Origin of the sequence: Ralstonia pickettii, from assembly GCF_030582395.1 — a bacterium.
Classification (GTDB): Bacteria; Pseudomonadota; Gammaproteobacteria; order Burkholderiales; family Burkholderiaceae; genus Ralstonia; species Ralstonia pickettii_D.
Genome location: NZ_CP104381.1, coordinates 1,862,791 through 1,880,247, shown reverse-complemented (window position 1 = coordinate 1,880,247; position 17,457 = coordinate 1,862,791). Strand labels below are relative to the sequence as shown.

The 17,457-nt window shown below is 64.6% G+C and carries 13 protein-coding genes and 1 tRNA gene; 2 read left to right on the top strand and 12 right to left on the bottom strand.

Going from position 1 to position 17,457, the window contains the following annotated elements; all coding sequences use genetic code 11:
• Nucleotides 1-321: 321 nt before the first annotated feature.
• The 3 genes from N5B55_RS08995 to N5B55_RS08985 form a co-directional block, all read right to left on the bottom strand.
• A complete protein-coding gene (locus tag N5B55_RS08995) occupies nt 322-1,581 on the bottom strand; it encodes a hypothetical protein (RefSeq protein ID WP_304537945.1) in 1,260 nt (419 codons plus the stop codon).
• A 675-nt stretch (nt 1,582-2,256) separates the two neighbouring features.
• Nucleotides 2,257-3,492: a tyrosine-type recombinase/integrase gene (locus N5B55_RS08990; protein ID WP_304537944.1), complete on the bottom strand. Its 1,236-nt coding sequence runs from the start codon at nt 3,490-3,492 to the stop codon at nt 2,257-2,259.
• A gap of 144 nt (nt 3,493-3,636) precedes the next feature.
• Nucleotides 3,637-3,727, bottom strand: a tRNA-Ser gene (locus tag N5B55_RS08985).
• Between the two features lie 182 nt (nt 3,728-3,909).
• Between N5B55_RS08985 and N5B55_RS08980 the strand changes: the two genes are divergently transcribed.
• Together N5B55_RS08980 and N5B55_RS08975 are read left to right on the top strand one after the other, a co-directional pair.
• A complete protein-coding gene (locus N5B55_RS08980) occupies nt 3,910-4,377 on the top strand; it encodes a (2Fe-2S)-binding protein (protein WP_065856583.1) in 468 nt (155 codons plus the stop codon).
• Nucleotides 4,374-6,671: a xanthine dehydrogenase family protein molybdopterin-binding subunit gene (locus tag N5B55_RS08975; protein ID WP_304537943.1), complete on the top strand. Its 2,298-nt coding sequence runs from the start codon at nt 4,374-4,376 to the stop codon at nt 6,669-6,671. Before N5B55_RS08980 ends, N5B55_RS08975 begins: the two co-directional genes overlap by 4 nt.
• 71 nt (nt 6,672-6,742) lie before the next feature.
• On the opposite strand, the gene N5B55_RS08970 is transcribed toward N5B55_RS08975, so the two are convergent.
• Genes N5B55_RS08970 through N5B55_RS08930 form a run of 9 tightly spaced genes read right to left on the bottom strand, consistent with a single transcriptional unit; the run spans nt 6,743 to nt 17,221 of the window.
• Complete coding sequence (locus tag N5B55_RS08970) at nt 6,743-7,333, bottom strand: peroxidase-related enzyme (protein WP_065856579.1); 591 nt, start codon at nt 7,331-7,333, stop codon at nt 6,743-6,745.
• Nucleotides 7,330-9,222, bottom strand: a complete 1,893-nt coding sequence (locus tag N5B55_RS08965) for a CMD domain protein (protein WP_304537942.1) — start codon at nt 9,220-9,222, stop codon at nt 7,330-7,332. Before N5B55_RS08965 ends, N5B55_RS08970 begins: the two co-directional genes overlap by 4 nt.
• Before the next feature lie 5 nt (nt 9,223-9,227).
• Complete coding sequence (locus N5B55_RS08960) at nt 9,228-10,796, bottom strand: ABC transporter substrate-binding protein (protein WP_065856665.1); 1,569 nt, start codon at nt 10,794-10,796, stop codon at nt 9,228-9,230.
• Between the two features lie 49 nt (nt 10,797-10,845).
• Nucleotides 10,846-11,847: an ABC transporter ATP-binding protein gene (locus tag N5B55_RS08955; protein WP_178960288.1), complete on the bottom strand. Its 1,002-nt coding sequence runs from the start codon at nt 11,845-11,847 to the stop codon at nt 10,846-10,848.
• Nucleotides 11,844-12,848 (bottom strand): ABC transporter ATP-binding protein, encoded by a 1,005-nt coding sequence (locus N5B55_RS08950; RefSeq protein WP_304537941.1) that lies wholly within the window; start codon nt 12,846-12,848, stop codon nt 11,844-11,846. Before N5B55_RS08950 ends, N5B55_RS08955 begins: the two co-directional genes overlap by 4 nt.
• Nucleotides 12,845-13,774, bottom strand: a complete 930-nt coding sequence (locus tag N5B55_RS08945; protein WP_304537940.1) for an ABC transporter permease — start codon at nt 13,772-13,774, stop codon at nt 12,845-12,847. Before N5B55_RS08945 ends, N5B55_RS08950 begins: the two co-directional genes overlap by 4 nt.
• Nucleotides 13,771-14,754, bottom strand: coding sequence for an ABC transporter permease (locus N5B55_RS08940; protein ID WP_304537939.1), 984 nt, complete (start codon nt 14,752-14,754; stop codon nt 13,771-13,773). The genes N5B55_RS08945 and N5B55_RS08940 overlap by 4 nt, the downstream gene beginning before the upstream one ends.
• The gene (locus tag N5B55_RS08935) at nt 14,751-16,250 is read right to left on the bottom strand and encodes an NAD(P)-binding domain-containing protein (protein WP_304537938.1); all 1,500 of its coding nucleotides are present in this window, start codon (nt 16,248-16,250) and stop codon (nt 14,751-14,753) included. Before N5B55_RS08935 ends, N5B55_RS08940 begins: the two co-directional genes overlap by 4 nt.
• The gene (locus tag N5B55_RS08930; RefSeq protein WP_304537937.1) at nt 16,247-17,221 is read right to left on the bottom strand and encodes a LysR substrate-binding domain-containing protein; all 975 of its coding nucleotides are present in this window, start codon (nt 17,219-17,221) and stop codon (nt 16,247-16,249) included. Before N5B55_RS08930 ends, N5B55_RS08935 begins: the two co-directional genes overlap by 4 nt.
• Nucleotides 17,222-17,457 lie beyond the last annotated feature (236 nt).

The window sequence follows — 17,457 nt, the reverse complement described above, 5'->3', positions numbered from 1 at the left end:
GGGCGCTGGAGAGCTTCTTTGCGCACAGCTTGCCCCAGCGCTATCCCCTTCGTGATCGGGCCACCACGCGCGCTCTACGCGTGCTGGAGGGGCTGCAGCGCGGTGGGGAGGGGCAGGGAAGAGGCAGGCAGGCTGGTGTCGCGACCTGGCGCGCGCCGTTGGGACCCCGCCTCACCCGCACGCTTCATCGGATGGAATCTTTGCAGTCGCACGTGGCCAAGCCGCCTTTGGGCCCAGTGGTGCAGCGTGACTCAGTGAGCATGAAGACCGCATGCGAATTTATGCAGCAGAACTATGCAGCGTGCCAATACGATCTACAACTCACGCCAGCTTGACCAAGGTATCCGACCATCGCATATAAAAGAGGAGGTATGGCTCGCGGATGTCCAAGATTTCGCTCACGGCGTCCCACTCAATCAATACCTTGGGCTGGCCGTCGTTTGCGAGGTTCGCGATGTGCAAGCAAGCGCCCGTAGTGCTTGAGCCTGAGGGCGTGTCTTTCTCACAGACTTCCTTGATTCGCCCAAGTAGTTGCGAGTAACGGAAGCGGAGTTGCGGAGGATCAAGCGCAACAGCTCTAAGGACGATCGTGTAGACATCACCGGTATCTCCGGCGCGCAGCCTGTACGTGATGCGGTCCGTGCCCCGAGTTTTTGGACCTTCGCGCAACTTCTCAAGGGTGCTTGAAAAGTCTGTGCTGGATGTCCTGTTGCAGACGCGAGAGAGAAATTCTTTGTTGTTTGTTGCTTTAAGTGGTGTACCCAATTTTTCGCGCACACCGAGTTCGTAACAAGCGTTTAGACAGATTGACTGCATGAGTTGGGGAGATCCCGCCGCTTCCTTGGCGAAGGCCAGAAGAAGGAGCGGGTCCGGTTCGATGCCCAGTTCACCAAATCCTTGGGAGCCAATTTTCTTCAGCGTTTCCGTGTCCCAGTAGTCAAAGTCAATTGGCACAAATCGACCCTGAAGATCCGGATTTGCTCTCAACAAATCTTCGGAGTGATAGGGTACCGAGGCACAAACAATTTCCACCCCCTTGTCGATAGCTTCTTTTATTTGCTCGGCAACGGATTTTTGGACCTCTGGCGGGATGTAGTGAAAGTCATCGATAAACACCACAAAGCCCGTCTTGGCCAACTCCCGAATCAGCAGTTGCAGATAGTCTACCGGTTGGCTTGTCGACGAGGTTGTCTTATCCCCGAGTGTTCCAGCTGCTTGGCCACTGATCTCACCCTTTGCGATCAGTGCGTCCATAGAGCCTTTTCCGCCAACACTGACCGAGGCTGATCGATTCACTTCTGACGAGCTGCCGGTTGGAATCTCTGTCCCGATCTGATGGAAAACCTTCAGCCAAAGCTGGTCTGGAGCAGTAACGCCAGCGCCTGTCACGGGCACCAAATAGTCCGGGCCAACGACGTTCTTCACGAAGACTGTCTTGCCCGACTTCGACGGACCAGAGATTGTGATGAGAAGCCCTTGCTCTCGGGCGTCTTTGAAGGTCTGCTCGCGGCTTTCGAGATGCTCGCGTACGAATGTAATTGTGGGGTTCTTACCAGGGGTAAAGACCTCTGTTGCTCGCATGGACCTTCCTCTCGGGTCGTGGGTTACGGATGATCATATATCACCGCATGCATCTCACAAACCGCAGATTTGCGCTGACGAACATTGGCACGGTAGGTGAAAGTCGTACGCTCTGCTTCAAGTAGGGCTAGCCCCTTAGAAGTGTCTGTCGCCAGTGCATTCGCATACATCGTTTGGTTGGGCGGCAGTACCGGCCGAGTACGTCTGGCAGCAAGCGCCTGCATCTCTTCGCCCCAATTGGCCGCCCTACCTTTGTTTTGACGAACACAATCTCGGGCGAGCATCGGAAAAAGGTAACTTCCGTAACCCCACCCCCAAAAGCAACGCATCTCTTTGATTTATCAACACTTTTCGGATTACCCCGACAAGGTAATGTTGAGTAATCGAAAAGGTAATCCCCTCGTAAGTCCTTGATTCTTATAGATCAGCGCAAGGGAAGAGGTGACTCTCTACAAAGGTAACGAGATTACCTACAGGTTACCAAGAAATTACCTCTACTCGAATCCCTGCAAAGCCTTGTCCCACAAAGGTTTGCGGCCGAACCGGCCTGGGAGATTACCGAGATTACCTTTTTCCGATGGTCAACTGTAGGAGCGGGAAGGGACCAGGTGCCCGGTCGGTGGCGCGAGTGTCGACGCTCTCATGCTGTTCTTCGTTCGACCTATCAGCTTCGGGTTACGCCGCCGCCTGGTCACCCCTCAGCTGCAGGACAACGCCCGTTCGCCCGCTGCAGTACCTGGCCCAGTCCTCCATCATCTTCCGCCGGCGCTCCAGCATGTCGCCGCGACGGTAGGCGCCTTCCACCTTGCTCTCGACGGCATGGGCGAGCGCCATCTCGGCCAGCGAGTCGGGGTATTCGGTGCATTCGGCCACCCAGTCGCGGAACGTCGACCGGAAACCGTGGACGGTGACGTCGCTGTAGCCCATGCGGTCGAGCATGTTGAGCATGGCCATGTTCGACAGCGGTTTTCCCTTCTTCTGGCCGGGGAACAGGTAGTCGGTGGCCGTCGTCATCGCTTCCTGCACCAGGCGTACAGCGTCGGCGCAGAGGGGCACGCGCAGCTCCTTTTCCATCTTCATGCGGTCGGGCGGCACGGTCCACACGCGGCGCTCCAGGTCGAATTCTTCCGGTCGAGCGTGCAGCGCTTCGGTCGTCCGCACACAGGTCAGGATGAGCAGATGCAGCACGCGGGCCGCCGGCGCGTCGCGCGCCGTGAGCTGCGGCATGAACTCCGGAATCTGTTGCCAGGGAAGGGCCGGGTGGTGCTTCACCTTCTTAGACCGCTCGCGCTTTGGCAGCAGCTTGTCCAGGTGGCCGCGCCACCGCGCGGGGTTCTCGCCGGATCGCTTACCCAGGACTTTGGCCGCGTCGAGCACGCATTCAATGCGGCCGCGCACCCGGCTGGCCGTCTCGGCCTTCTTCGTCCAGATCGGCTGCAGCACGCGCAGGACCATCGCCGTGTCTACGTCCCGGACGTCGACGTCGCCCAAGATGGGGTAGGCGTAGGTGGTGAGTGTGTTCTCCCACTGCTGCGCGTGCTTCGCGTTCTTCCAGCCCTCGCGCTGCGACTCGATGTACATGCGCGCGGCTTCGCGGAAAGGCATCGAATTGGGGGTAGCTTCGGCGGCGCGCTGGCGCTCTTTGCGCTCCTCGATGGGATCGATGCCGCAGGCCACCAGCTTGCGGCAGCGGGCCGCCTCGGCCCGGGCCTCCGCCAGGGAAATGGCGGATAGCGGGCCAAGCCCCATCTCGCGCGCACGCTTGGCCAGCGAGTAGCGGTAGATCCATGACCGCGAGCCACTATCGGAAATCTGGAGATACAGGCCGCCGCCGTCGGCGTGGTAGCCAGGCGTCAGCAGTTTGGCGACGCGCAGAGCATTGAGGCGGTGTATCTGTCTGGAGGAAGCCATACCCACAATCCTACCCACAATTGAGGGTGGGATTATTTGGGAGGCCCTGGGACGAGGCAAGAACGCTTTTACCCACGGAACCCGCTATTTAGCGGGGACTGCGAGAGCGTCTGGGACACAGCGAGAGTCGCTGAGAATGAATCCTGGCGGAGAGAGGGGGATTCGAACCCCCGATAGGCTATTAACCTATACACGCTTTCCAGGCGTGCGACTTAAACCGCTCATCCATCTCTCCGGAAGCCCGCGATTGTAGCACACCGGGCGAGCTAGCCAACCCCTCCAGCCTTGGTCTGGCCCGGTTTGCCGGATCTCCTGCGCAGCCCCCGACCGAGGGTGTCCACTATTGCCGCTGCAAGCCGTTTGAACGTACGCTTGCCCAGCAAAGAAAAATCACAAGGACAAGGAGACCACCGCCCCATGGATCTGGACGTCAACCACAAGCCGGTCAGTGTTGAGTGCGACCCGGCCACGCCCCTGCTATGGGTGCTGCGTGATCACCTGAACCTGACAGGTACGAAGTTCGGCTGCGGCGTCGCGGCGTGCGGCGCATGCACCGTACACGTGGACGGTGCGGCCGTGCGGTCCTGTGTGCTGCCGGTGGCGGCTGTGGCCGGCAAGCACATCACCACCATCGAAGGACTAGCCGGCGGCGAGGGCAAACGCCACGCGCTGCAGCAAGCCTGGATTGACGAGCAGGTGCCCCAGTGCGGCTATTGCCAGTCCGGCATGCTCATGGCCGCGGCGGATTTGCTGGCCCAACACCCTGACCCGACGGATGCCGACATCGACGCGGCCATGACCAACATCTGCCGTTGTGGCACATATCCGCGCATGCGCGCCGCTATCAAGCGCGCTGCCAAGGCGTTGCGGGAGGGCCGCGCATGAACGCGAAGACTACAAAACCGCGCAGCGGACGCCGCCGTTTCCTGCTCGGCGCCCTCGGCATCGGTGGCGCACTCGTCGTCGGTTGGGGCGTGATGCCGCCGCGCAGCCGCGTGGGCGATCCGGACATCTTCCCCGAGCACAAGGGCGAGATTGCCCTGAACGGCTGGATCAAGATCAAACCCGAAGGCGACGTCGTGCTCGCCATGCCGCGTGTGGAGATGGGTCAGGGCATCCACACCGCGCTGTCGATGCTGGCGGCCGAAGAGCTGGACATTCCGCTCGCGCGCGTGCGCATCGAAAGCGCGCCGGTGGAGCGCATCTACGGCAACGTCGTCGCCATGGGCGACAGCTCATTGCCGCTGCATCCCGATAGCGCAGACAAGACCTGGGCACGCGCACTGCACTGGATCATGGCCAAGAGCGCGCGTGAGATCGGGCTCATCATCACCGGCGGCAGCAGCAGCACCGCCGATGGCTGGCAGCCCGTGCGCGAGGCCGCCGCCACGGCGCGTGCAGCGTTGGTGCAAGCCGCCGCGCGCGAATGGAACGTGCCGGCTGCAGACGTCAGCATCCGTGAAGGCCAGTTGATCGGGCCCGGCGGCAAACAGTCTACGTTCGGCGAGATGGCCAAGTCGGCGCGCGGTATTTCTGCACCGTCCAACGTGACGCTCAAGCCGGCTTCGCAATTCCGGTTGATCGGCAAACCGGCGCCGCGCAACGATCTCGCTGCGAAGACGGATGGCAGCGCGCGTTTCTCCATCGACACGCGCCTGCCCGGCATGCTGTATGCCGCGGTCGTGATGTGTCCGGTGTTTGGCGGCAAGCTCAAGACGTTCCAGTCGAAAGCGGCGCTTGGCATGCCGGGCGTGCGTTACGTGGTGCCGTTCGAGGGCGCAGGCGGCGGCGCGCCGGGCGTGGCCGTCGTGGCAGACCATTACTGGCAGGCCCGGCAGGCGCTCGCAACGCTCGAACCCGTGTGGGACAACGGCCCGCATGCCAAGCTCGATTCCGCAGGCATTCGGCAGCAGCTCGTCAGCGCGCTAGACAGCGACAAGGGCGGCTTCACGTATCGATCGACGGGCGACGGCCTGAAAGCCTTCGACAAGACCGATGGCGCCACCATCGTCGAGGCCGAGTACACCGCGCCGTATCTTGCGCACGCCACGATGGAGCCGATCAACTGCACCGCGCAGGTGACGTCGGAGGGCGTGCATCTCTGGGCACCGACGCAGGTCGCCACGCTGGCACAGCTGGTGGCGGCGCGCGCGGCCGGCGTGAGCGGCGACAAGGTCCATATCGACATCCCCCTCATCGGAGGCGGTTTCGGGCGACGGCTGGAATCGGACTTCATCGGCCAGGCCGTGACCATCGCCACCAAGACCGAAGGCAAGCCCGTGCAGGTGATCTGGTCGCGCGAGGAAGACGTCCGCCACGACTTCTATCGCCCGCACGCCATCGCCCGGCTCAAGGCGCGTGTCCAGAACGGCAAGGTCACCGCGATTGCTTCGCGCAGCGCCGGCCAATCGATTCTTGCGGGCGAGCTGGATCGACTGTTCGGTGCGCCATCAGCAGGCATCGATCGCTACACCGCCGAAGGCCTGTTCGACCTGCCGTACGAAATCGAACACGAGCACATCGCGCATCTGGCGGTCGATCTGCCGGTTCCCGTGGGCTTCTGGCGCAGCGTGGGGCACTCGTACAACGGGTTCTTCATGGAGGGCTTTCTCAACGAGGTGGCGGCCCAGGCCAAGCTTGACCCGCTGGCGATCCGGCGCGAGTTGCTGAAGGACCATCCGCGTGAGTTGAAGGTGTTGGACACGGCGGCGCAGGCAGCCGGTTGGGGACAACCGCTGGCCCCCGCCGCTGACGGCGCACCGCGTGCGCGCGGCATTGCGCTGCACCCGAGCTTCGGCTCCGTGGTCGCGCAGGTCGTGGAGGTGTCGATGAAGGACGGCAAGCCGCGTGTGCATCGCGTTGTCTGTGCTGTCGATTGCGGCACGGTGGTCAACCCGGGCATCGTTGCGCAGCAGATGGAAAGCGCGGTCATCTTTGGTCTGTCGGCGGCGCTGTACGGCCGGATCGACATCAAGGACGGCCAGGTCGTGCAGTCGAACTTCACAGACTACCCGGCGCTCAAGATGGCCGAGACACCCGTCATCGAAACGCACATCGTGCCGAGCACGGCGGAGCCCAGCGGCATGGGTGAGGTGGGAGTCCCCCCCATCGCGCCGGCTGTGGCGCACGCCGTGGCGCAGTTGACCGGTAAGCCGGTGCGGCAGTTGCCAATGGTGTGATGCTGCTGCACTGAACGAAAAAGCCGCAGGCGCAAACCTGCGGCTTTCTTTTTGGAGCGATGCCGCCTGGCTCAGGCCGCGCCCGGAAACACCGGCTCGCCCAGATTCAGCATCAGCCGATTCGCCCAGGCAAAGATGGCCACGGCGTGTATCAAGTCGAGAATTTCTGCGTCGGTCAGGCCAGCGTCCTTGAGCGGTTTCAGGTCTTCGCCGCGCACGTCGCCGGGGCGCAGTGTCAGGTCGATCGAGAACAGCACGATGGCACGCTCGCGCGCGTTCGTGCCCGCGATGTGCGGGTCTTCAAAGACCTGCTTGATCACGTCGTTGCGCCTGGCAAGCTGCTCGAAGCGCTGTGCGTGGACGGATGCGCAATACACGCAGCCGTTGACGCGCGACACCACTGCGCTGGCGAGTTCGCGTTCAGCGCGCGACAGGCCGCCCGGGGCATACATGATCGCGTTGAACGCCGCCGAGCGCTGACGCAGGATCTCGGGCTGGTGAACGAGAAACCGGTAGTAGTCGGACGTTTTCGCCTTCGGATGGCTCTCTTCGAGTACGGCGATCTGCTCGGGCGTGGCACGGTCGAGGTCGACCACATCGAGCCACGCTTGCCACTCGAGCGATTCGTTGGTGAAGCCGTGGGCGCGGATGATCTCGGTCATGCTGCGGTCTCCGTGGAGGCGGTGGCGTTGCCGCTGCCGGCGGCTTCGCGAAGGGCGCGCAAGCCGGCGACGAGCCGCGTCTGATACGACAGAAAGGCGATGAGCTGCGCGAGCGTCACGACGTCGGCCGTGGCCAGGCCCGCCGCGGGCAATCGCAACAGCGCATCGCGGTCGCCCTCGATGGGGCGTTCGACGAGCGTGCGCGTGAAGGCGAGGATGGCACGCAGGCGGGCGTCGGTCAGCGTGTCGATATCGCCGTGGTCGACGGCTTGCAGGGCATCTGCGTCGACCGGCGTATTCGCGAGGCGCGCGCGGTAGTGTTCGGCCAGTTCGGGCGCCGGGGTGAGGCGGCAGGCATAGAGCGCGACGAGCAGGCGTTCGCCCAACGGCAGGCCGGGCAGGTCTGCATCGAACAATGCGTCGTAGCTGCCCTGCGTGGCCGTGGCGACCTTTTCGCGGGCATGGCGCAGCGCATGCGTGGCGCTGCCGTCTTCCAGGCCGGCAATCTGGTCGACCACATCGTGTGCGGGCGTGAAATCCATTGATGAAAGGCTCCGGGAATCGGGTACGGACGCGCCGCGCGCGGCCACCGCGCTGGCGAGGAAGCGAAGCACTGCTGCCCACGACTGGGCGTCGGCGCGAGCGTTGGCGCGCGGCTCGCCGCCGCCGGTGCTGATGCGGCCCGACACCGGGTGCGCATAGACGAGCTGCGTGGTCGGCACGTATGGGAAGACGATGGCGTGACCCGCGCCTTCATAGTCGAAATGTTGGACGGGGTAGGGGTGGCGTACCTCGGCCAATTTGGTCGTCACCATGCGCGAGTAGTCGCTCGAGGGCCACGAGCCGTCATCGGTGGCGGAGAGCAGGAGGACCGGTCCACGCGCGCGCTCAATGCGGATGCGAGCGCGCGCCACCGCGTCTGCATCCTGCAGCGCGGTGCGGATGGCGCGTTCATGCCGATGCGGCGCGGGGCCTTCGTCGAACGGTGCCCAGGTCGCCGTGCGGTTGCCTTCCCACAGATGCGGCAGCGGCTGACCTCGATACAGCCACGTGGGGCCTTCGCGGCCGACAGCGGGGTCGGCGGCGTTCTGCCCGCTGTGCACGACGGCGCCCGGCACGTAACCGATGACCGCAGATACCGCTTCCGGGAACGTCGCGCCCAGCAGCAATGCCAGTTCACCCCCGCGCGACTGGCCGCTCACGGCAACGAAGTCGTGCAGCGGCTCCACGCGTTTGCGCAGCCAGGCAAGCGCGCGCTCGAAATATTCGAGTGGCGTATTCGAGATGTAGTCCGACAGCCCCGGCGCCTTGAAGTAGGCCAGCGCAAACGCCGCATAGCCGTGCGAGGCATACAGCGCCGCGCGTGGCTCGTTGATGCCGCCGCCCGAGCCGTTGAGGATCAGCACGGCAGGGCGGGGCCCCGGGTGCGCATACGGATCGGGCAGGTACAGCGTGCCGACCAGACCGTGCTCATTCTCCGGTGCGCGCACATCGTGGCGCGTCACGCCAGGTGCGGCCAGCCGTTGGACGAAGCGCGCATGGATCGACTCGCCATTGGCCGTGGCCGTGAGCGTGGTCGTCAACGGCTCAGTGGCAGCCAGCGGAAACACCTCGCGCGCCTTGCCGTCTTCCGGCCGCTGGCTCCAGATGACGCCCATCGCGCTGACGCCGGTGTAGTCACCCGAGACAGGCGCGTCGCGCGTGAGGTCGACGGTGCCTTGCGCATCCGCAACGAATGCGGCACGGCTGTGCCACAACACGCCATTGCCGCGACGCGTTTGCGCCACGATGCCGACCTGCGCGCCGGGCGCAAGCCCCGTCACGACGATGCTGCGCGATACGTCGATCAGGTCATCTGTTGGCGTGACGCCGAGCGCGAACGTTCCCATGGCGCTTACTTGCCGTCCTTGGTGACCATTTGGGCTGCTGTGCGATCGCTCGTCATCGGCGTCACCTTCAGGCCCTTCTTGGCGGCCCATACGTTCTGGTAGTGGTACAGCGGCATCACGCCCACGTCATCCGAGACCAGCTTGACCGAGTGGCGAAGAATGGCCGCACGCTTTTCGACGTTGAATTCCTCGGTGGAGGCGTTCAATGCGTTGTCGACAGCCGCGTTGCTGTAGTGGCCCCAGTTGGACGCACCCAGACCCTTCTTGGTGTCGACCGTGGCGAGCACGTTGACCAGCGCGTAGCTCGCCTCGCCCGTACCGTTGCCCCAGGCCAGCATGCTCATCGCATATTCGTTCTTGTTGGCGCGGCCGGAGTAGACGGACCAGGGCACCACTTCCACACGCGCCTTTACGCCGATGCGGGTCCAGAACTGCGCCACCGCCTGCGCCGTTTCGGGGCCTTGCGGATAGCGGTCGTTCGGCACGTGGATCACCAGGTTGAAGCCCTGCGGAAAGCCAGCGTCAGCCAGCAGCTTCTTGGCCTGCGCGGGGTCGTAAGCGATGTCCTTCACATCGGGGTTGTAGCCGTACGTGTCGGACGGCATCCACTGGTTGGCGACGGTGGCGGCGCCCTGCAGGATGCGGTCGACGATCGCTTTCCGGTCGATCGCGAGCGACAGCGCGCGGCGTACGCGCACATCCAGCAGCGGATTGTTCGGCAGCGGCTTGCCGTCGTTGCCGGTGATGTAGTCGTTCGGCCCCTTGCGGAAGCTTGGTTGCAGCAGCATCACGCGCAGGCCCGGATAGGCGAACACCTTCACGTTGGGCGACTGACGCAGGCGCGCCAGGTCAGACACCGACACCTTGTCGATGACATCGACTTCGCCTGAAAGCAGGTTGGCCGTGCGAGCGGCAGCGTTGTTGATGTAGCGGTAGTTGACCTTCTCCCAGAGCTGCTTGTCGCCCCAGTAGTTGTCGTTGCGCGCCATCACCACGCGATCGCCCGGCACATACGAGACGAACTTATAGGGGCCGGTACCCACCACGGCACGGCCGGCGTTGTAATCCTCGGTGGAAGACTTCTCACCCACGTGCTTGCTGACGATGTGCACGGATGCCAGGTTCAGCGGCAAGTCGGGGCTCGGGATGGTCGTCTTGATGATGAGCGTGAGCGGGTCTTTGGCCGTGACGGACTCCACGGTGCGCAGATAGCCCGCGAACGTTGCCACGCTGCCCGGCACGCTGCGCGCGCGCTGGTACGAGAAGATGACGTCGTCCGCCGTGAACGGCTGGCCGTCGTGCCATTTCACGTTCGGGCGCAGCTTGAATTCCCACGTCTTCGGGTCCAGCGTCTTCCATGACAGGGCCAAACCGGGCTGCAGCTTGTTCCACTTGTTCTCGACCAGCAGATCCCAGAAGTGCACGTCGACGGAGCGGTCGCCTGCGTGATTGTTCAACTGCGGGTCGAGCGATGAGAGCGGATCGGCAAAGGCGATGTTCAGGGTTTGCGCGCTGACAGCGCCGGCAGCTGCAAACAGTGCAACAGCAAGCGACGAGGCAAGGAGGCGTTTCACGTGGGTTCCCATTTCCTGTTTTTGGAATCGTTGGCTTATTGAATGTCGTTCAGGTCGCGTCGTTCAAATGACAGGCGCTGACATGGTTGACCGCAATGCCGCGCAGCGTCGGCGTCTCGGTCTTGCAGCGGGGCATGGCGTGCGGGCAGCGCGGGTGGAAATGGCAGCCCGTTGGCGGATGCAGCGGGCTCGGCATCTCGCCTTGAATGGCTGTAAACGTCTTGTGCCGGGCCGACAGGCGCGGAATCTCCGCCAGCAAGGTCTGCGTGTAAGGATGGTTCGGGCGGCGGAAGACTTCCTCCGCCGGAGCCGATTCCACCACGCGGCCGAGGTACATGATCACCACCCGGTCGGACAGGTGTTCCACCACACCCAGGTCGTGGCTGATGAACAGGTAGGTCAGGTTGAGCTGCTCGCGCAGATCCATGAACAGGTTCAGGATCTGCGCCTGGATCGACACGTCCAACGCTGCCACCGCTTCGTCGCAAACCAGCATCGAAGGCTGCACCGCCAGCGCACGCGCAATGCCGATGCGCTGGCGCTGGCCGCCGCTGAACTGATGCGGGTAGCGGTCGCGCAGGGCGGGGTCCAGGCCGGCGCGTTGCATCTGCGCGGCCACATAATCGGCAAAGTTGGCGCGGTCGGTCAGGCCATGCACGCGCGCCGCTTCGCCAACGATTTCTTCCACACGCAGGCGGGGGTTGAGGCTGGCGTACGGGTCCTGGAAGATCATCTGGATCTTCAGGCGGGCCGCGCGGGCTTCCTCGGCGGAGAGCGCGTCGACAGCCTTGCCGTCCACGCGCACCTCACCGGCCGAAGGCGGCATCAGGCCCGCAGCAATGCGGCCGAGGGTGGATTTGCCGCAGCCCGATTCGCCGACGAGGCCGACAACTTCACCTGGTTGGATCGCAAGGTCGACGCCATCAACAGCACGAACGATTGCAGGCGGATGCGCCAGGCCAAAGCGTTGCAAGACGCGATCACCCGCACCGACCTTGCGATCGCCAAAGCGTTTGCTGACCTGCTTGAGTTCAACGAGCGGCGTACTCACGCGACCTCCCGCGAGGACGCGTGCTGCGCGCCGGGATGGAAGCAGCGGACGAGGCGCCCCGGCAGCGGTTGCGTGATTTCCGGCGTGACGCCGCAGACCTCGGTGGCGCGCGGGCAGCGTGCTGCAAACGCGCAGCCTGCCGGCAGCGACAGCAGGTTCGGCGTCATCCCGGGAATTTGGCGCAGGCGCTGGCCGCGGCGGTTCTCGCTGGGCAGGCTGTCGATCAGGCCCATGGTGTAGGGGTGCAGCGGGGCATCGAGCACGGCATCAACCGGACCGTGTTCGACGATGCGCCCGGCGTACATCACAGCCACCTCGTCTGCCAGGCCGGCCACGACAGACAGGTCATGCGTGATCCAGATCAGCGCCGTGCCGTGCATGCGCGCGAGCTTCTGCACTTCGGACAGGATCTGCGCCTGGATGGTCACGTCCAGCGCCGTGGTCGGTTCGTCGGCAATGATCAGGTCGGGCCGATGCAGCATCGCAATGGCAATCGCCACGCGCTGGCGCATGCCGCCCGAAAGCTGATGCGGGTACGCCCGCAGCCGTTCTTCGGGGCTCGGAATGCCCATCAGGCCGAGCGTGTCGCGCGCGTGGTCCCACGCCTGCTTGTGGCTCATGCTGCTGTGCGCGCGCACGGCCTCGATCATCTGGGCATCGATGCGCAGCACGGGGTTGAGCGTCATCATCGGGTCCTGGAAGACCATGGCGATGCGGTTGCCCTGCAGCTTGCGCAATTCGCGCGGGGCGAGCTTGGTGAGATCGCGACCCTGGTAGAGGATCTCGCCGCCGACCACACGGCCGGGCGGGTCCACCAGGCCCATGATCGAGAAGCCGGTGACGGACTTGCCTGAGCCGGATTCGCCCACCAGCCCGAGGATGCGCCCGCGCGCGAGCGAGAACGACACATCGTCCACCGCCGGCAGTACGCCTTCACGTGTGAAGAAATGCGTGCGCAGGTTGCGGACTTCGAGGGTGGTCGCGTTGGTGGACGCCGTCATCGTTGCGTCCTCGGGTTCAGCACTTCCCGCAGGCGGTCGCCCACCAGGTTGATGGCCACCAGCGCCAGCAACAGCGCAATGCCAGGATAGAAACTGATCCAGTACTGGCCTGAGAGCATGTATTGGTATCCGTTGGAAATCAGCAGGCCCAGAGACGGCTCGGTAATCGGCACGCCCAGGCCCAGAAACGACAGCGTTGCCTCCAGCGTGATCGCGCGCGCCACCTGCAGCGTGCCTACGACGATCAGCGGCGGCAGGCAGTTTGGCAGGATGTGCCTGAGCGCAATGCGCCAACCGGGCAGGGCGAGCGAGCGGGCGGCTTCCACGTATTCGCGGCGACGCTCGACCAGCGCTTGCCCGCGCACCGTCCGCGCGTAATACGCCCACTCCAGCACCACCAGCGTCAGCACGACATTGGTGATGCTCTTGCCCAGATAGGCGAGGATCATCATCGCCACCAGCACCGACGGGAACGACAGCAGCAGGTCGACCGTGCGCATGATGATGCTGTCGACGCGGCCGCCGGCATACGCCGCAATGAGGCCGAGCAGCGTGCCGATCACGGCGGCCACGGCGGCCGAACCGATCCCCACGCCCAGGCTGATGCGCAGGCCATAGAGGATGCCGGAATACAGGTCACGCCCCTGGCCATCGGTGCCGAGCCAGTACGTGAACGTCCCCAAGCCATTCGGCGAACCCGGTGGCAGGCGCGAATCCAGCACGTCGAGCTGCATCAGGTCGTATGGGTTCTGGGGCGTGATCCACGGTGCGGCCAGCGCGGCCAGCATCAGGATCACGACCACGGCGAGCCCAAAGACGGCGGTCTTGGATGCCAGAAAATCGGACGCCACGCGGCGCCACGGCGATTGCTTGCGCGGGGCGGCCACCGTCGCTGCGGTGGTGGGTTGCGGAGTTGTATTCATCATGCAGCCTCCGCGCTGTCCGCTGCGCGCACGCGCGGGTCCAGCAGCCGATACAGGATGTCGACGATCAGGTTGAGCGACACGAACAGGCACACCACGACGATGAGGTACGACACGATGACCGGCCGGTCCAGCGAGTTGATGCTATCCAGAATGAGCTTGCCCGCGCCGGGCCACGCAAAGATGCTTTCCGTCACCACCGCAAAGGCGATGGTCGAGCCCAGCTCCAGGCCCAGCACCGTCACCAGCGGGATCAGCGTATTGCGCAGCACGTGCGCCAGCACCACGCGCAGCGGCGACAGGCCCTTGGCACGCGCGAACTTCACGAAATCCAGTGGCAGCACCTCGCGCACGCCGGCAGACGTCAGCCGCAGCACCAGAGAGAGCTTGAACAGCGACAGGTTGACCGCCGGCAGCACTAGGTGCCGCAGGCCATCCACTGTCAGCCACGACCATTCGATGCCGAACAGACGCGCCGTTTCGCCGCGCCCGCTGGCGGGCAACCAGCCGAGGCTCACGCTGAACGCCATGATCAGCATCAGGCCCACCCAGAAGGTCGGCAGCGAAAATCCCACCACGCTGCCCGTCATCAGCAGGCGCGACACCGGATGACGCGGATACAGCCCCGCGAACAGCCCCAGCGGCACCCCGATCACCACCGCGATGATCAGCGCAGAAAACGCCAGCTCCAGCGTAGCCGGCAGGCGTTGCAGGATCAGTTGGATGGCCGGTTCGTTGTAGACAAAGCTCTTGCCGAGATTGCCGTGCAGCGCGCCTTTCAGGAAGGCGAGGTACTGCTCCCAGAGCGGTTTGTCGAGGCCCAGTTCGGCAATGATGCGCGCGCGGTCGATCTGGTCTACGTCCTGGCCGATCAGAATGTCGACCGGGTTGCCGATGGCGTGCAAGCCGATGAAGACGATCACCGTCATCACCAGCACGACCAGCAGCGCCTGGCCCATGCGGCGGATGAGCCAGCCTGTCATCGTGCAGCCTCCTGGCCGGAAGTGGCATTCGCCTCCGCACCGGGCGGCGGCGCGGGCGTCCATTCATCGCCAAAGATTTCCGGCTCGGCATAGGCCTGGATGGCGGCGTAGTGTCCGTCGATGTCTTCCTGGTACAGCAAGCCGGCAATGCCTTGCGCCAAGCGCTTCGCACCCTCGCTGATGGCGGGGATGTCGCCCGAGACGCTGCCGTGCGTGACGGACGCGGGATAACAGAAGCAATGCACGCGCGACAGGCCGGGCAGCGTGCCGGGCGTTTTCTCGCGAAACTCGAACGCGTGGCCGAGGTCGGGCGAATCGGCCAGTTCCGCGTCTTCCTCGCCTGGGCGCGGCGTGTAGCGGTCGCGCCATTGGCGAATGTGCGGTGCCAGTGCGCTGAACTCGGGGCGCGAGGCCCAATCGGTGCGAAAGCCCGTCGAGAAGATCAGGAAGTCCAGTTGGAATACGCCCTTGGTCGTGGCCACGTGCAGCACGCCGTCGTGCTCGTCCACGCCCAGGATGCCGCAACCCAGGTTGAAGCGCGCATTCGGGTGCCGAGACACACGCAGCGTGCTGCCGCGCGGCGGCGGGACCTGCTCGACATTGATGTAATGACGGATGCGCCATTTCCAGGCATCGGTCAGGTGCAGGTGACCATGCACGAGGCCTGGGCACCCGGCGCCCTTGCCCTTGTTCACGCGTGGCAGGTCGGGCCGGCGGATCAGCATGTCCACGCTGGCGGCGCCGGCCTCGAGCGCCGTCGCTGCCGAATCCATCGCGGATGCGCCTGCACCGATCACGCCCACGCGCTTGCCGGCCAGCGTGCCGTAGTCCATCTCGTCAGACGAATGCGCCCACCAGCGGCGCGGCAGCCGATGCGCAAAATCGGGCACGGATGCGCCGCCAAGCCCGTCCCGGCCGGTAGCGAGCACCACGCGGCGCGCAAACACGCGCTGCGTCGGTTGGCACGGCGCGTCGATCAGCAATTCAACGGCGCCATCCACGCGCGGGTGGATGGCCTTCACGTGCTGTTCGTTGCGCACGTCAAGCTGCAGCACGCGGCGGTACCAGCGCAGGTAGTCCATCCATTGCAGTCTCGGGATCTTGTCGAGCACCTCCCACGCTTCGGTGCCGAACTGCGCTTCAAACCATGCGCGAAACGTCAAGGCCGGCAGGCCGAGCGCAGGGCCGGTCAACTGCTTTGGCGAGCGCAGCGTTTCCATGCGCGCCGTCGTTGCCCATGGGCCTTCGAAGCCGGCGGGCGAGCGGTCGAACACCACCACGCCGATACCGAGATGCTTGAGCGATGCCGAGGCCGCCAGGCCTGCCATGCCGCCACCGATGACGGCCACATCCAGCACGGATTGGCCCTCCAACGTGTGCGGCAGCGTCCAGTTCTTCGCGGGCAGCTCCAACCACGACAGGTCCTGGTGCAAACGCGCTTCGAGCGCCGCGAGCCCGGTCACTTGCAGCGCATTGTCTTCTTGTGCAGCGGTCATGCGGACGCGCCTTCGGTTTCGTTGATGGGTTCGCCGTACAGCACCTGCAGCATGTTGGCGTGGCGCGCCGGGTCGTGCAGCTTGCAGTCCGGCAGCAGGCGCTGGGCTGCCCGCGCGAGGGCGTCGGTCAATGAGGTCACCCCCGCCGATGGCCGCCTGGCCTCGGGGGTGATCACGCCAAAGAAGAAAGGGATATCGGCGTCGATCGGGCGCACTGTCACGCCGTCGATCGGCACGCCGTATGCCGTCACAGGCTCCAGCAACGCGACGCCCAGGCCCGCGCGCACGGCGGTCAGCGCATTCAGCGAGGCGTTGGTCTCGATGAGGGCGGTGGGCTCTACGCCGGCCTTCGCCAGCGCCTGGTCCAGACGGCGGCGCAGGCGATACGGGTTGTGCATCGTGATGATGCGATGTCCCGCGCAATCGGCCAGCGCAACACGGCTGCCGGCGGCCAGCGGGTCCTGGGTCTGCAGGGCAGCCACGCACGCGGCTTCGCCGATCCAATGCACCGTGACGCCGCGATGTTCCAGCGGCAGGCTGCTGATGCCCAGGTCGGCCGCGCCGGTCAGCACGGCGTGCACCACCTGCTCGGGCGAGGCACTGCGAATCTGGACGTGTTGCGCGAGTTCCGGCTCGTCGGCCAAGGCGGCGGGCAACAAACCGGCGGCCAATGCCGACGTGGCCGCAAGGCGCAGCGGGCGTGCCTCGCCACGCGCGATTTCTTCGGCGCGCGTGCGAATCTGACGTAAGCTGATCAGCGTATGCTCAACGTCTTCGTACAGCAGGAAACCCTGCTCCGTGGGCGATACGCGGGGCCCGGCTCGTGTGAACAAGGCGTAGCCAATCTCGGCTTCCAGATCCTGGATGAGCCGGCTGATGGCAGGCTGCGAGCGTCCCAGCAGCTTGCCCGCCGCGGTGACGCTGCCGGTCGACATGACCGCGGCAAACGCTTCGAGTTGTCGGAGTTCCATCCGCCTGTTTGATCCCAGTCATGCATGTGGTTCCTGCATTCTGGTAGAGGCAGTATGCGAATTCCAAATAGTATTTTCTTATGTACTCATGCGTTTTGCGCTGGCAACCGCTATTTCGTGCGGTACAGCAACTGCCCAGGCAGGCCCGCGCACCAGCGTCCACACTTTATCTGACGAACGTGCCGTGCGGCCCGATCACCGTCGACCCGCCATCGTTCGGTCCTTTGCGCAGGTTG

Coding starts and splice junctions, on each gene's coding strand:
- N5B55_RS08995 (WP_304537945.1), bottom strand. CDS start 1,581: ATGCGAGCAACAGAGGTCTTTACCCCTGGTAAGAACCCCACAATTACA.
- N5B55_RS08990 (WP_304537944.1), bottom strand. CDS start 3,492: ATGGCTTCCTCCAGACAGATACACCGCCTCAATGCTCTGCGCGTCGCC.
- N5B55_RS08980 (WP_065856583.1), top strand. CDS start 3,910: ATGGATCTGGACGTCAACCACAAGCCGGTCAGTGTTGAGTGCGACCCG.
- N5B55_RS08975 (WP_304537943.1), top strand. CDS start 4,374: ATGAACGCGAAGACTACAAAACCGCGCAGCGGACGCCGCCGTTTCCTG.
- N5B55_RS08970 (WP_065856579.1), bottom strand. CDS start 7,333: ATGACCGAGATCATCCGCGCCCACGGCTTCACCAACGAATCGCTCGAG.
- N5B55_RS08965 (WP_304537942.1), bottom strand. CDS start 9,222: ATGGGAACGTTCGCGCTCGGCGTCACGCCAACAGATGACCTGATCGAC.
- N5B55_RS08950 (WP_304537941.1), bottom strand. CDS start 12,848: ATGACGGCGTCCACCAACGCGACCACCCTCGAAGTCCGCAACCTGCGC.
- N5B55_RS08945 (WP_304537940.1), bottom strand. CDS start 13,774: ATGATGAATACAACTCCGCAACCCACCACCGCAGCGACGGTGGCCGCC.
- N5B55_RS08940 (WP_304537939.1), bottom strand. CDS start 14,754: ATGACAGGCTGGCTCATCCGCCGCATGGGCCAGGCGCTGCTGGTCGTG.
- N5B55_RS08935 (WP_304537938.1), bottom strand. CDS start 16,250: ATGACCGCTGCACAAGAAGACAATGCGCTGCAAGTGACCGGGCTCGCG.
- N5B55_RS08930 (WP_304537937.1), bottom strand. CDS start 17,221: ATGGAACTCCGACAACTCGAAGCGTTTGCCGCGGTCATGTCGACCGGC.